Source organism: Nonomuraea insulae (assembly GCF_042656245.1).
This window is the reverse complement of sequence record NZ_JBHSPA010000016.1, coordinates 174049-187930: the sequence shown is the minus strand read 5'-3', so window position 1 is coordinate 187930 and position 13882 is coordinate 174049. Positions and strand designations below refer to the sequence as shown.

The window sequence follows — 13882 nt, the reverse complement described above, 5'->3', positions numbered from 1 at the left end:
CCGAGCGTCTCGCCCTGCCGTACCTCGAAGGAGACCCCGCACACCGCGTGCACGGTGCCGACCTGCTTGCGCAGCAGCCCGCGCGAGCGCAGCGGGAAGTGCTTGACCAGCTCGCGGACCCGCAGGATCGGCTCGCCGACCGCGGGCAGCGGCCGCTCCTCCTGCGGCGGGTAGACGGTCCCGCCGGTCAGCGTCTCGGCGAAGTGGCAGGCCGCCCGCTGCCCGGCGGGCGAGACCACGCGCAACTCGGGCTCCTCCTCGCAGACGCTCTCGGCGAGCGGGCAGCGCGGCGCGAACGGGCATCCGGGGCCGAGGCTGAGCAGCGAGGGCGGCGCCCCCGCGATGGGCGTCAGCCGCCGCTGCGGCCGGTCCAGCCGCGGCACGCCGCCTAGCAACCCCATCGTGTACGGCATGCGCGGCCGGTAGAACACCTCCCGCGCCGACCCGGTCTCCACCAGCCGGCCCGCGTACATGACCGCGACCCGGTCGGTGTGCCCGGCCACCACCCCCAGGTCGTGGGTGATGAGGATCAGCGCGGCCCCGGTCTCCTGTCTGGCCCTCTCCAGCGCGGCCAGGATCTGCGCCTGGACGGTCACGTCCAGGGCGGTGGTGGGCTCGTCGGCGATGATGACGTCGGGGTCGTTGGCCATCGCGATGGCGATGACGACCCGCTGGCGCATGCCGCCGGACAACTCGTGCGGGAAGCTGCCGGCCCGCTGCTCGGCGTGCGGGATGCCGACGATCTCCAGCAGCTCGACGGCCCTCTTCCTGGCCTTGGCCTCCCCCATGTCCTGGTGGGCCAGGATCGCCTCGGCGACCTGGTGGCCGACGGTGTAGACGGGGTTGAGCGAGGTCATCGGGTCCTGGAAGATCATCGCGATGCGGCCGCCGCGCACGTCGCTCATCTCGTCGTCGGTCAGCCCCAGCAGTTGCCTGCTATCGAACCGGATCTCGCCCTTCACCTGGGCGTTGGCCGGCAGCAGGCCCATGATGGCCAGCGAGGTGACCGACTTGCCCGACCCGGACTCGCCCACGATGCCCAGCGACTCGCCCGCGGCCAGCGAGAAGCTCACGCCGCGCACGGCCCGTACGAGCCCGTCGTCGGTCGGGAAGGAGACGTGGAGGTCGTCCACCTGGAGCACGGTCATGGGCGCACCCTGGTCTGCTTGGGGTCGAGGGCGTCGCGCAGGCCGTCGCCGATGAAGTTGACGCACAGCGCGATGAGGATGATGAACAGGCCGGGGAAGTAGAACAACCACGGCCGCGTCTGCACGGCCGTACGCGCCTCGCTGACCAGGATGCCCAGCGAGGTGTCGGGCGGTTGCACGCCGAAGCCGAGGAACGACAGCGCGGTCTCGATGAGGATGCCGGAGGCGACCAGGATCGTCGCCGCCACGATGATCGGGCCGATGGCGTTGGGCACCAGGTGACGGAAGATGATGCGGGCGTCGGTCGCGCCGAGCGCCCTGGCCGCCTCGACGAACTCCCGTTCCCGCAGCGACAGCACCACCCCGCGCACCACCCGGGCCACGTGCGACCACAGCAGGCCGGCGATGACCAGCGACACCATCCACCAGGCGCCGTCGGAGGAGCTGGCCAGCACGGCGGCCACCGCCAGGATCGGCAGGATGATGACCAGGTCGGCGACGCGCATCAGCACGGCGTCGACCGGGCCGCGGAAGTAGCCGGCCACCGCGCCCCAGACCGTGCCGATCGCGGTGGAGGCCACCGCGATCAGCAGCGAGATCTTCACCGACTGCTGGGTGCCCCGCATGACCAGGGCCAGCAGGTCCTTGCCGTCGCCTGTGGTGCCGAACGGGTGGGTGAGCGAGGGCGGCTGGGAGTTGTCGGGCGTGCTGGTGAAGTAGGTGTACTTCCACAGCAGCGGCCCGACGAAGGCGAACAGCACGATCAGCACGAACACCAGCAGGCTGAGCACGGCGAGCCGGTGCCGCAGGAAACGGCGCAGGACGAGCTGGGTCTGGGTCCGCTCGGTGACCGCGAACGGCTGGCCGGCGAGCGGTGGAGAGGCGCGGACCTGTTGCTGGAGGGGGTCAGTCATAGCGGATCCTCGGGTCGAGCTTGGCGTACAGCAGGTCCGCCAGCAGGTTGAACAGCACCACGGCGGTCGAGGCGACCAGCAGCCAGGCCATGACGACGTGCACGTCCCTGGCCCTGATCGCGTCGAGCAGCAGGCGGCCCGCGCCGCGCCACTGGAAGACGGTCTCGGTGACGACCGCCCCGCCGATGATGTTGGCCAGGTCGAGCGCGGTGATCGTGACCAGCGGGATGAGCGCCGTGCGCAGTGCGTGCCTGGTCATGACCTTGCGCCGGCGCAGGCCCTTGGCCCTGGCCAGCCGTACGTAGTCGCTGTTGAGCACCTCCAGCATGGCGGCGCGCTGGTAGCGGCTCCAGGAGGCGAAGCTGATCAGGGCGAGCGCGATCGTGGGCAGGATCAGATGTCCGACCCCGTCGGCGAGTTCCGCCAGGAAACCGCCCTCCACCACGACCGAGCTCTCCCCGACCGTGTAGAAGACCGTCCCGCCCAGGTTGTTGTTGGCGAAGACCCCGCCCTCCTTCAGCAGCACGGCCAGCCAGAACGCGGGCATGGCCAGGAACAGGAAGCCGAAGAAGGTCGAGGTGTAGTCGGTCACGGTGTACTGCCTGACGGCGCTGACCACGCCCACGACCACGGCCAGCACCAGCGCCACCAGCATGGCCAGCAGCACCAGCCGGAAGGTCACCGCGAACCTGGAGAACGCCTCCGGCCCGATCCTGAGGTACTGGTCGACCGAGGGCCCGAAGTCGCCGCGCAGGATGCCGGACAACCAGAGCCAGTACCTGGTCAGCAGCGGCCGGTCGACGAACAGCCGGTGCTCCTCGGCCGCGAGGACCTCCGGCGGCGGCGGTGGGTCGAGCAGCCGGAGCCGGTCGACCGGGTTGCCGGTGAGGGAGACGAGTAGGAAGACCACGAACGTGGCCGCGAGGATCACCGGGATCGACGCGGCCACCCTGCGAATGGCGTACGCGAGCATGATCACTGGGCCAGCAGGCCCCATTCCTTCGCGTTGTAGACGGGGCCGTCACCGGTCGGGTTGTTGCGGACGTTCACCACGTCCTTGTTCACCGCGATCATCGTCGGCTTCTGGTAGATGGGCAGGACGGCGTATCCGGCGGCGAACCGCTCCAGTCCTTGGTTGAGCAGGTCGGCGGCGGCGGACTGGTCGGCCGTCTGCACCGCGTCGTTGATCAGGCCGTCGATCTGCTTGTCGCCGTACTTGGAGTAGTTGCTGGCGCTGGCGGAGGCCCAGTTCTGCTGCGCGTTGACGAACGGGAAGATCGTGCCGGTCCAGCCGAAGAGGATGATGTCGAAGTCGCCCTTGCCCAGCGTGCCCGACAGGTCGTCGGTGGGTTCGACCTTGAGCGTCACCCCGAGCGGCCTGACCATCTCGGCGAACTGCTCGCAGATGACTTTGCGCACCTCGTTGCCGCCGGTGTAGCGCAGGCGCAGCGGCGCCACCTTCTCCCCCTTCGGCGTGACCAGGCCGTCAGGGTCGATCTTGTACCCGGCCTTGGTCAGCACGCTCTTGGCGGTGTCGATGTCGCCCCCGCCGGCCCCGGTCGGCGTGATGACGTCCTTGTAGTAGGGCGAGACGCCGGGGAAGAGGTTGTAGTTGTTGAGCGGCTTGATGTCGGGCGCGAACTGGCCGACGGTCTTGTCGATCAGCGCCTGCCGGTTCACGGCGGTGAACAGCGCCTGGCGCAGGGCCTTGTCCTTGAGGAAGGTGTTGGTGGTGCGGATGTCGAAGTGTTCCCAGCCGAGCCCGGGACCGATGTAGAAGTTGGAGTTCTGGTCCTGCTTGAGCTGCTGGACCATGTCCACCTGCGGTTGCGGGTAGATGGCGTTGACCTCGCGGTTGGCCAGCGCTGTCGGCAACTGCGGGACGTCAGTGATGATCTTGAAGATGAGCCGGTCGAGCGTCGGCTTCTGCTGCCCGTACCACTGGGGGTTGGGCACCATGACCAGCGAGTCGCCCTGCTTGTACTCCTGCAGCTTGTACGGCCCCCCGCTCCAGGTCGGCACGGTCTTGCTGAAGAACTCCACCGCCTTGGCCAGGTTGGCCTCGTTGTCCAGCGGCCCGACGGCCTTCTCGGCCACGTGGGCCGGGTAGATGCGGGACTGGGCCCACAACGCCTGCCACTCGGCGAACGGCTTGGTGAGCTTGACCGTGACGGTCTTGCCGTCGGGCGAGTCGATCGACTTGATCTGGTCGAAGCCCGCCTGGGTGTAGGGCGTGCACTTGGCCACGTCGCAGTCCCTGCCGTTGGCCACGCGCCACAGGTACTGCAGGTCCTTGACGTCGATGGGCACGCCGTCGTCCCAGACCGCCTCCTTGCGGATCTTGTAGACGATCGTGGTGGGGTCGGTGAGCTCGGCCGACTCCATCAGGTCCGTGTTGAGCCGCACCTTGGCGTCGGGGCTCTGGATGAAGATCCCGGGGTTGAGCGGGCCCAGCGCCTGGGAGGTGTAGAACAGGTTGCCCCCGGCGGAGTCAATGTTCCAGTTGGTCCACTGCTGTTCCAGGGCGTAGATGAGCTGCCCGCCCTGACGGCGCTGGCCGGTGTTGCAGGTGGCCGGGCTCTTGGGGCACTCGGCGAAGCCGACGCTTGTGGCGGTCTGCCCTTGGGTCTTCTGTTCCGTGGAGGGTTGGTTACCGGCACAGGCGGCTACGCCGAGCACAAGCGCGGCCAGGACCGTGAAGCCTCTTCGCATGGGGTGGCCTTTCAAGCGGCTTTCCCCACAGCATGAAGGGCCATGTGATCCTGTCCATCACGGTGATGTCACTAAATATTGCGATTCTGTGACAACCACAGTCAGGACGCGCCGACGGCGGCCGATCGAGGGCCTGACTCCGGAGACGCGGACGGGTTCTAGCGGGAGTTGCCAGCGCGCCAGGCGACGTAGTCGGCGACCGCCGCGGCGACGTCGAAGGCCGGGGTGAAGCCGGTGTCGTGGGTGAGGCGGGTGATGTCGAGGTAGGGGTCGTCGCCGGGGCCGCTCTGCCGTCCGGGCAGCAGGTCGAGCCGCGGGCCAGGGGTGATCGCCCGCAGGGCGGTGACGAGCTCGCGGTTGGTGGACGGCCGGCCGCTGGAGACGTTGTAGGTGTCGTGCCGCAGCGTCTTCGCGGTCATCAGCAGGGCGATCGCGCGCCCGGCGTCGGGTGCGTAGCAACTGTCGCCGCCGTCGTCGGCGTACAGCGGCTGCGGCCGCTCACCGCGGAGTGCGGCACTGATGTACGGCGGGATGTGGTTGAACGGCGATTCCGGGTCCATCAGCGGTCCCCAGGTGCTCCCGATCCGGAGGACGAGCGGCTGGACCCCGGTGCCCTGGAGGCTGTGCGTGGTCAGCGGCTCGACCGCCTTCTTGAAGGCGATGATCAGGAGCGGCACGTCCGCGGCGGGCAGTGCGAGCTCCTCGTGCCAGCGGGTCTCGCTCCGGCCGATGTAGACGCCGATGCTGCCGGCGACGGCGAACCTGCGCACGCCCCAGGTGCGGGCGGCGTCCAGCGCGTTGAGCAGGCCGGTCATGTCCGTGCGGAAGAAGTCGACCGGGTCCTTGCCGGGGATGGAGCCGGCGAGGTGGACGATGTCGCTGATGTCGTGGCGAGCGGCGAGGGCCAGGAAGGCGTCCCGGTCGGTGACGTCGAGGGGTTCCACAATGACCCGGCCGGCGAGGAACGACGGGACCTCGCTCCGGCGGTGTGCGGTGACGACGACTTCGTGTCCGAGGTCGAGGAGGGCGCGGGCAGTGTGGGCGCCGATCATGCCGAGACCACCGGTGACGAGGATCATCGGGCCACCTCGTAGCGGAGGTGGGTCACGCCGGGCGCCGGGACGGCCTCGATCAGGCGCAGGCGCACGTGCTCCGGCAGGTCCTGGAAGAAGGGGCGGCCGCCGCCGAGCAGGACGGGCACCTGGTGCAGGATCACCTCATCGACGAGGCCGGCTTCCAGCGCGGAGGTCAGCACGCCGCCGCCCATCAGGGCGACGTCCTTGTCCCCCGCGACCGCGCGTGCCTGCGCGATCGCGTCCTCGATGCCGGTGGTGACCAGCGTCTGCTTCTCGCTGATCTCGGGCGCGGGCCGGTGGCTGAGGACGAACAGCGGCGCCGTCGGGTGCGGGCCACCGCCTCCCCAATGGCTGGAGTGCTCGTAGGTGGTGCGTCCCGCGACAGTCGCGCCCACTCGTGCCGCGGCGGTGTCGAAGACCCGGGCGCTCGGCTCGCTCAGCTTGAATCCGTCGAACAGCCGGCTCGGCGTGTCCCCGTCGAAGTACCAGTCGAAGAGCATGGGCGCGTCACCGAGACCGCGTCCGAACTCCTTGTCGCCGTCGGGCGTGCGACCACTGACATAGCCGTCGACCGAGACGGCGTGGGCACTGAAGACCTTGCTCATCAGGGTAACCTTTCGCTTTCCGGATTCCTTCCGATTGCCGGAAAGTCTCGCGGCTCCGCTGCGCGACCGGCAGATGCTGATGTGGACAGTCAGCGGTGATGAACGTCATCGCCGGATCTGTGACATTTGCGCCTGCTCCCCGCGGCGTATGTCAGCGACGAACCCAGCGCTGATAGGCATCCAGGTCGACGTTGCCGCCGCAGAGGACGGTGACGACGTGACGGCCGGCGAAACGGTCACGGTCTTCCAGGACGGCGGCGACGCCGAGGGCGGCTGATGGCTCGATGACCAGGCCCGTGTCCTCCAGCAGCATCCGCATGCCCGCGATGATCGACGACTCGTGGACGAGGACGGCGTCGTCGGCCACCGCGAGGAGGTCGTCCAGGACCGCTGGGATGGGGTAGCGGCCGGCGACGCCGTCGGCGATGGTGTCGGTCGATTCGGTGGTGATGACGCGGCGCTCGTGCCAGGAGCGAGTCATCGCCGGCGCACCCACGGGCTGCACGCAGATCACCTCGACTCCGGGTAGCAGGGACTTGAGGACGTAGCCCACGCCGGTGGCCATCGCGCCGCCACCCAGGGCGATCAGAACGGTGTCGAACGTGGATTCCGCGCCCGCCAGCTCAAGGCCGATCGTCGCGGCTCCCTCGCAGGTCTCCACGTCCAGGCTGTCCTCGACCAGCCGGATGCCGCGCTCCCGCGCGATATCCGCGGCCCGCTCGCGGGCCATTTCGAAGTCGCCGTCCACAAGCTCCAGCTCCGCACCCAGAGCGCGGATCCGATCGAGCTTGGCGACAGGCGCCCGCCGCGACGCGACGACCGTCACGTTGAGGCCACGGCGGCGGCCCGACCAGCCGAGCGCCTGGCCGAGGTTGCCGGCGCTGGCGCACACCACGTCGGTCCGGCCCTGCCCGGCCAGCAGGCTCGTCACCAACTCGGTGCCCCGGGCCTTGAAGCTGCGGACCGGGTTCGCCGTCTCCAGTTTGACGTGCACGGTGCAGCCGAGCCGGCGTCCCAGCGCATCGCACGGGTACATCGGGGTGTCCAGAAACATGGGGTCGATCACGCGGCGGGCCGCGTGGATCCGGTCAAGATCAAGGCGGGTCTCGAGCACGCCGAGACTATACACACCCGACGGTGGCCGACCGCGATCACGTCCGACGACCACGTTGACGTATCGGTCCGGCCCCTGCTGTGCAGGATATCGCTCGCCTGGGTGAACACATCGAAGAACCGGCGGACTTCGGTCAGGGTGCCGTCGGTCGCCAGCCGAGCTCCGGCCCGAGTCCGGTGGCGATGTCGGTGAGGATCTGCACATAGTCCTCGTGGTCGAACGTGAACGGCAGCGCGAACGCCACCTCGTCGATCTCCCGGTAGGCGGCATGGGCATGCAGCCGCTCGGCGATCTCGGCGGAGCCGCCCACGAGATCGGGCGCGAACATCATCCGTGCGGGCCCCTGGGGCTCGAAGGTTCTGGGCAGGCGCTTGCCGGTGTACTCCTCGTACTTGGCCCGTTGCCCGGACGAGGCGCTGTCGGTGGGGATGACCACCAGGCCCTGGGAGACGCGGGCCCGGTCGCCGTCGGGGTGGTGCGCGCGGAACTCCCGTACGTGGGAGAGCTGGATCTGGGCGAAATCCTCAGACTCCTCCGCTTTCACGACGCTGCTGGTCAGGAAGTTCATGGCGTTCTCGCCCGCCCATCGGGCCGAGCGCAGGCTGGCGCCGCCGTACCACATGCGGGCGCCGAGGCCGGGGGAGTGGGGCTGCACCCGGTCGGAGAAGACCTCGAAGCCCTCGACCCCGCTGAAGTCGGTGGCCGGCTCGCCGCGGACGAAGCCCAGCAGCCGGCGCACGCGTTCGTAACCGAAGTCCTCCTGGTCGCCGGTGCCGGGGTAGAGCGCGTCCTTGACCTGGTCGTAGTGGAAGGGCGGGCCGACGCTGACGCCCGGGTTGAGCCGGCCGCCCGACAACACGTCCACGGTCGCCAGGTCTTCGGCGAGCCGCAGCGGATTCTCCCAGCCCAGGGGGATGACCGCCGTGCCCAGCTCGATACGGCTGGTGCGCTGGGAGGCCGCCGCCAGCACCGCGACGGGCGAGGAGATGCCGTACTGCAGGTGCCGGTGCCGCACCCATGCGCTGTCGAAGCCCAGCCGCTCACCCAGCTCGATGATCTCCAGCGTCGACTCGTGCCCGCGGCGCGGATCGGCCTCGTCGAACAGCCCGATCGTCAGGAAGCCCAGCTTGCGCAGTGGCATGCGCGTCCCTCCTTAAAGTCACATTTCCGGTTGACTTTAAGGGTAATAGGCTCCTTTGTGGAGTGACGATACGAGCTAGCGCAACTCGCGCTTAAGGATCTTGCCGGTCGCCGTCATCGGCAGGCTTTCGCGGAACTCGATGATCCGCGGGTACTTGTAGGCCGCCATGTTCTCCTTGCACCAGGTGATGAGCTCGTCCTGGCTCGCCGTCGCGCCGGGCGCCGGGATGACGTAGGCCTTGACCTCCTCGCCGTGCGAGCCGTGGGGAACGCCGACCACCGCCACCAGCGAGACCGCCGGGTGCGTCATCAGCACCTCCTCCAGTTCGCGAGGGTAGATGTTGAAGCCGCCTCGGATGATCATGTCCTTCGTGCGGTCGATGATGGCGTAGTAGCCGTCCTCGTCGCGGGTGGCGACGTCGCCGGTACGGAACCAGCCGTCCCGTATGACCTCCTCGGTGGCCTCGGGCCGCCCGTAGTAGCCCTTCATGACGTTGTGCCCGCGGACGGCGATCTCGCCGGGGCCCCCGCCCTCGACGGTGTTCCACTCGTCGTCCACCAGTCGCATCTGCACGCCCCAGACGGGGAAGCCGATGGTGCCGGGCTTGGTGGGCCGGCCGGGCTGGTTGAAGCTGGCCACCGGGGAGGTCTCCGACAGGCCGTACCCCTCCAGGATCGGAATGCCGCAGGTGGCCTCGAAGTCCTTGAGCACCTCGACCGGGCAGGAGGCCCCGCCCGCCACCGCCACCCGCAGCGCCGAGGGCGCCTCGGCCCCGTCGGCGTGGATCTTCGACAGCAGCGCCCAGAACATCGTCGGCACTCCGGCGAACATGGTCACCTTCTCCCTGCGCATCAGCTCCAGCGCCTCGCCGGCCTCGAAGCGCGGCTGGAGCACGAGGGTGGCCCGGCGGCGCACGCTCACGTTCATGACCGCGATCTGGCCGAAGGAGTGGAAGAGCGGCAGCACGGTGAGGGAGACGTCGCCGTCGGGACCGGCGGGGAACATCTCGTCGCTGACGATGGTGTTGGTCAGGATGTTCATGTGGGTCAGCTCGGCGCCCTTGGGCTGACCGGTGGTGCCGGAGGTGTAGAGGATGGCCGCGGTGTCGTCCGGCTCGGTCCGCACCGTCTCGAACTCCCCGGACATGCCGTCCAGCGCCGCCCAGAACGATTCGCCGTGCTCCGACTCGGTGGCCAGCGGCGTGGCGGGCAGGACGAGGAAGAGGTCGCAGCCCTCGGCGGCGTCGAAAGCCTCGCGCCCGCGCGCGCCCATGGGCAGCTCGGGGGAGCCCTCGAAGCAGAACAGCGCCTTGGCGTCGCTGTCGTTCAGGTGGTAGACGATCTCACGCGGCTGCAGCAGCACGTTGAGCGGGACCACGGTCGCCCCGGCCTTGAGAATGCCGAAGTAGACGAAGGGGAAGTAGGGCAGGTTCGGGCAGAGCAGCGCGACCTTGTCGCCCTTGCCGATCCCCCGGGCCACCAGGAGGTTGGCCACCTGGTTCGCGACGGAGTCCACCATCGAGTACGGCAGGCGCAGATCGCCGAAGACCAGGGCGGTGCGGTCCGGAGCGTTGCGAGCGCTGTCTTCCAGAATGATCGACAGATTGAGCATCGCGACCCTTTTCGTCTCGGAGACATTTCGTACGACGAAGAATGCGGCACCGATGCGGCCAGGGCTTGTACGAACGTGTCGAATCAGGGCAGCCAGTCGATGGCGGCGGCCAGCGTGGACGGCGCGGTCCCGAAGTTGTGCCTGAAGACCCGGGTGAAGTGTGACCCGTCGGTGAATCCGGCACTGTGGGCGGCCATCGTCAACGACTCTCCCGCGGCCACCAGCCTGATCGCGTGCTGAATGCGCTGCCAGCGCACATAGGGTCGCAGCGGAATCCCCACCTGCGCGCTGAACAGATGCGCCAACCGGCTCGGGGACAGGTGCACCGCGGCCGCGAGCACGCCCAGACGCACCGGCCCCCCGGCCAGGAGAGTGGGGATCACGGCTATCGCCATCTCCACCGCCGGGTGAATCGGGATTTCCCCGGCACCACGCTGGCCCGTCCAGTCCTCGACGACCTTCAGGGCCGCAGCCGCCTCGGCCGTGTGTTCATGGCCGTTCGAGGGTCTCGTGAACGTGAGCGGCGCCGCCACCTTACGGTGTCTCGGGCTCGCGGGCGGGAAGGGCGGGCTCCAGCTCGGCGCGTCGGCCCCCGCACCAGAATGGGCGAAAAGAGAACGGCCTGGCGAACCGCCGGGTTCGAGCAGAACCAGCAGGGCTCCGCGAGCTCCCGTGAGGATGGCGTGGCCGGTGTCGGGAGGAATGACCGCGGTCCGGGTGGTCAGCCGCCGGCCATGGGCGTCGGCCATGGTGAAGGGTTCCGCGGAGACGATCAGGTGGACCGCGTGGTGGGAGTGCAGCTGGTTCGTGCCGATGGTTCCGCCGTACAGCAGGGCGCCCGGGCGGAGTAAGCACCAGCCGCGCCAGAGATGCGACATCGCGCCTCCTAGTGTTCTCGCAGTCCGATCCTTGCGTATTCCGGCTAGTTCACATCAAGTCACCATCGGTCGAGGTATCTCCGCATGATTACTGTCAGTAATGGGAATAACGCTCTCCGTATCAACAAGAGGCTGTCTAGTCTGAAATATGCCGATTTATCGGGGGATGGGGGGCATCGGCGATGGGAAGAGGCGGGACCATACTCGTCAGCACGTTCACGGTGGTGCTGCTCCTGGCCGCCGGATGCACCTCGGGCGGCCCCAACCCGCCGCCCGAGAAGCAGCAGGCACAGGGCCCGCCGGCCAAGTTGTCGATCACGCCTGCCGACGGCACGAAAAAGGTTCCCCCGGATACCGGGATCAGCGTCAAGGTCACCGACGGCAAGATCACCCAGCTGACCGTCGCCGACGCCGAGGGACACGAGGTCGCCGTGAGTGCGGGCGCGGACGGGACGTGGCGGCCGACGTGGCCGTTGAAGCCGTCAACGGCGTACACGGTGAGCGTGCGGGCCACCGGCGCGGATGGCAAGCAGATCGCGAAGCGGGCCGCGTTCACCACGCTGAAGCCGAAGCGGGTGCTGCAGAGCGGCATGTCGCCGCTGAACGGTGAGAAGGTCGGTGTCGGGATGCCGATCCAGCTCCTGTTGTCGCAGCCGGTGACCGAGCAGAAGGACCGGGCCGCGGTCGAGCGGTCGCTGACGGTTCAGATGTCCGAGCCGGTCGAGGGCGCCTGGAGCTGGGTGAGCGACCGGGAGGTCCAGTTCAGGCCGCGCGAGTACTGGCCGGCCGGTGAGAAGGTCACGGTGGTCGCCCACCTGGCCGGCCTGCGGGTCGGACGGAGCCTGTGGGGCACCAAGGATCGCAGCCTGACCTTCTCCGTCGGTCCCGAGCACATCACCACGATCCGCAACAAGGCCCACCGGGCGGTCGTGCGCAAGAACGGCGAGGTCGTCAAGACCATCCCGGTCAGCCTGGGCAAGCCGGGCTACGAGAGCTATTCCGGCACCATGATCGCCCAGGAGAAGTCCACGGACTTCCTCATGGACTCGGCCACCGTCGGCATACCGGGCGAGTACTTCCACCACACCAAGTGGAACGTCAGGATGACCTACAGCGGCATGTTCTTCCACGCCGCACCATGGTCGACGAGCGCGCAGGGCAACCGCAACGTCAGCCACGGATGCGTGAACGCCGGCTCGGCCAACGCCCACTGGTTCTACAACTTCACCCAGCGGGGAGACATCATCGAGGTCACGGGGACCTCGCGCAAGCTCCAGTTCGGCAACGGGCCGACGCCGTGGGCCAAGTCGTGGGAGCAATGGCTGGCGGGCAGCGCCCTCAGCGAGTCGGCCAACACCTGACCTCGTCCGGGCCGCGGCCGAGGTCGCGGCCCGGACGGCTGCCTCCTAGGAGCGTTCCGCGATCTGCTGGAACTTGGTCAGGATGGCGCGCGGGTCGCCGCCTGGCGCGAGGGCGGTGCCCAGCTCCGCGGCCACCGAGCCGCGCAACTCGGCCCAGACCGGCTGCGAGGTCGGGTCGAAGCGTGCCTTGGCCACCATGTCGACGATGGGGCTGACCTTCGGGTCCTTTCGCATGACCGCCGAGGCGGAGGCGGTCGTCGGCAGCAGGCCCTCGACCTTCAGGTAATCGGCGTAGTTGCCGGCCTGGTAGAAGTAGTCGAGGAACTCGCGGACCAGCTCCTGATTGCCGTCCTTCTTGAAGGCCATCAGATAGTCCTGGATGCCGTGGGTGGCCGGCTCGGCTCCGTGGTTGGTGGGGTGTGTCGTGGCGCCGTACTCGACCTTCGACTTCTCCACCTGGTCGAGGAAGGCCCGGGTACCGAAGGAGGCGTACACCATGCCCACCTTGCCCTGGGCGAACAGCGGCCAGGTGCCGTCGGGGCGGTTGGTCTGGCCCGGGTTGGGCTGGGTGTACCCGTCCTGGGTCAGCGACTTGAGGAATTCCAGCGTCTCGACGGCGCGCTCCCCGTTGACGGTCCACTTGTCGCCGGTGCGCCAGTCGCCGCCGTCGGCGCGCATCCAGGTGCCGAACTCGTAGTCGCCGGCCTCGGCGCCGAGCGCCAGCGCGTACGGGATGTAGCCGCCGGGCAGGGCCTTGATCGCCTTGGCCGCCGCACGGAACTCGTCCCACGTGGCCGGAGGCTTCTCGAAGCCGGCCTTCTTCAGGATCGTCTTGTTGTAGTACATGCCGTTGACGGTCGCGACGAACGGCAGACCGTACTGGGTGCCGTCATAGGAGGCGTTCTCGGCGAAGGACGGCAGGAAGTCCGACAGCACCTCTTTGGACACCACTTCGTTGGCGCGGTACAGCAGGCCGGCCTCCGCGTAGTCGGCGAAGACGTTGATGTTCAGGACGTCGGGGAACTGCTTGGTCTGAACCATAGTGTTGACCTGGCTCTGCAGGTTTCCCCAGTCGATCACCTGCAGGTCGACGTTCTTGCCGGGGTGCTCGGCCTCGAAGGATTTGATCAGCTCGTCCCAGTAGGGGCGCGTGCCCTCGGTGTACTGGGCGACGACCAGCTTGATGGAGTTCTGCCCGCCGTCCGCACCCCCGCCCGCCCCGCCGCCGCACGCGCTCAGCCCGAGCACGAGAGCGGCGATAGCGGCCAGGCCGCCGAGCCGTGGTCTTCTTCTGGAGGTCATCTCATACCGATCTTTCTCGT

At 68.6% G+C, this 13882-nt stretch carries 12 protein-coding genes; 1 reads left to right on the top strand and 11 read right to left on the bottom strand.

Annotated features, from left to right (window positions below; translation table 11 throughout):
• From ACFPZ3_RS12810 to ACFPZ3_RS12765, 10 genes are all read right to left on the bottom strand, one after another.
• Positions 1-1148: ABC transporter ATP-binding protein (locus tag ACFPZ3_RS12810; RefSeq protein ID WP_379514253.1), on the bottom strand; the 1148-nt coding region annotated here is incomplete at its 3' end.
• A complete protein-coding gene (locus ACFPZ3_RS12805) occupies positions 1145-2062 on the bottom strand; it encodes an ABC transporter permease (RefSeq protein ID WP_379514252.1) in 918 nt (305 codons plus the stop codon). The genes ACFPZ3_RS12805 and ACFPZ3_RS12810, both read right to left, overlap by 4 nt.
• On the bottom strand, positions 2055-3035 hold the full coding sequence (locus ACFPZ3_RS12800) for an ABC transporter permease (RefSeq protein WP_379514373.1): 981 nt from the start codon (positions 3033-3035) through the stop codon (positions 2055-2057). The genes ACFPZ3_RS12805 and ACFPZ3_RS12800 overlap by 8 nt, the downstream gene beginning before the upstream one ends.
• A gap of 2 nt (positions 3036-3037) precedes the next feature.
• A complete protein-coding gene (locus ACFPZ3_RS12795; RefSeq protein WP_379514251.1) occupies positions 3038-4774 on the bottom strand; it encodes an ABC transporter family substrate-binding protein in 1737 nt (578 codons plus the stop codon).
• Between the two features lie 158 nt (positions 4775-4932).
• Entirely contained in the window at positions 4933-5853 is a 921-nt protein-coding gene (locus ACFPZ3_RS12790) for an NAD-dependent epimerase/dehydratase family protein (protein ID WP_379514250.1), read from the bottom strand.
• Positions 5850-6455 carry a dihydrofolate reductase family protein gene (locus ACFPZ3_RS12785; protein ID WP_379514249.1) on the bottom strand — a complete coding sequence of 202 codons (606 nt, stop codon included), beginning with the start codon at positions 6453-6455 and terminating at the stop codon, positions 5850-5852. Before ACFPZ3_RS12785 ends, ACFPZ3_RS12790 begins: the two co-directional genes overlap by 4 nt.
• A gap of 151 nt (positions 6456-6606) precedes the next feature.
• The gene (locus tag ACFPZ3_RS12780; RefSeq protein WP_379514248.1) at positions 6607-7569 is read right to left on the bottom strand and encodes a threonine ammonia-lyase; all 963 of its coding nucleotides are present in this window, start codon (positions 7567-7569) and stop codon (positions 6607-6609) included.
• 133 nt (positions 7570-7702) lie between these two features.
• Entirely contained in the window at positions 7703-8710 is a 1008-nt protein-coding gene (locus ACFPZ3_RS12775) for an LLM class flavin-dependent oxidoreductase (RefSeq protein ID WP_379514247.1), read from the bottom strand.
• Positions 8711-8785: 75 nt separating this feature from the next.
• Positions 8786-10321: a long-chain-fatty-acid--CoA ligase gene (locus ACFPZ3_RS12770; protein WP_379514246.1), complete on the bottom strand. Its 1536-nt coding sequence runs from the start codon at positions 10319-10321 to the stop codon at positions 8786-8788.
• Between the two features lie 83 nt (positions 10322-10404).
• Complete coding sequence (locus ACFPZ3_RS12765) at positions 10405-11199, bottom strand: helix-turn-helix transcriptional regulator (protein WP_379514245.1); 795 nt, start codon at positions 11197-11199, stop codon at positions 10405-10407.
• 182 nt (positions 11200-11381) lie between these two features.
• Between ACFPZ3_RS12765 and ACFPZ3_RS12760 the strand changes: the two genes are divergently transcribed.
• Positions 11382-12560, top strand: a complete 1179-nt coding sequence (locus ACFPZ3_RS12760) for a L,D-transpeptidase (RefSeq protein WP_379514244.1) — start codon at positions 11382-11384, stop codon at positions 12558-12560.
• 45 nt (positions 12561-12605) lie between these two features.
• Here ACFPZ3_RS12760 and ACFPZ3_RS12755 read toward each other — a convergent pair whose 3' ends face one another.
• The gene (locus ACFPZ3_RS12755) at positions 12606-13862 is read right to left on the bottom strand and encodes an extracellular solute-binding protein (protein ID WP_379514243.1); all 1257 of its coding nucleotides are present in this window, start codon (positions 13860-13862) and stop codon (positions 12606-12608) included.
• Positions 13863-13882: the final 20 nt, after the last annotated feature.

Coding starts and splice junctions, on each gene's coding strand:
- ACFPZ3_RS12805 (WP_379514252.1), bottom strand. CDS start 2,062: ATGACTGACCCCCTCCAGCAACAGGTCCGCGCCTCTCCACCGCTCGCC.
- ACFPZ3_RS12800 (WP_379514373.1), bottom strand. CDS start 3,035: ATGCTCGCGTACGCCATTCGCAGGGTGGCCGCGTCGATCCCGGTGATC.
- ACFPZ3_RS12795 (WP_379514251.1), bottom strand. CDS start 4,774: ATGCGAAGAGGCTTCACGGTCCTGGCCGCGCTTGTGCTCGGCGTAGCC.
- ACFPZ3_RS12790 (WP_379514250.1), bottom strand. CDS start 5,853: ATGATCCTCGTCACCGGTGGTCTCGGCATGATCGGCGCCCACACTGCC.
- ACFPZ3_RS12785 (WP_379514249.1), bottom strand. CDS start 6,455: ATGAGCAAGGTCTTCAGTGCCCACGCCGTCTCGGTCGACGGCTATGTC.
- ACFPZ3_RS12775 (WP_379514247.1), bottom strand. CDS start 8,710: ATGCCACTGCGCAAGCTGGGCTTCCTGACGATCGGGCTGTTCGACGAG.
- ACFPZ3_RS12770 (WP_379514246.1), bottom strand. CDS start 10,321: ATGCTCAATCTGTCGATCATTCTGGAAGACAGCGCTCGCAACGCTCCG.
- ACFPZ3_RS12765 (WP_379514245.1), bottom strand. CDS start 11,199: ATGTCGCATCTCTGGCGCGGCTGGTGCTTACTCCGCCCGGGCGCCCTG.
- ACFPZ3_RS12760 (WP_379514244.1), top strand. CDS start 11,382: ATGGGAAGAGGCGGGACCATACTCGTCAGCACGTTCACGGTGGTGCTG.
- ACFPZ3_RS12755 (WP_379514243.1), bottom strand. CDS start 13,862: ATGACCTCCAGAAGAAGACCACGGCTCGGCGGCCTGGCCGCTATCGCC.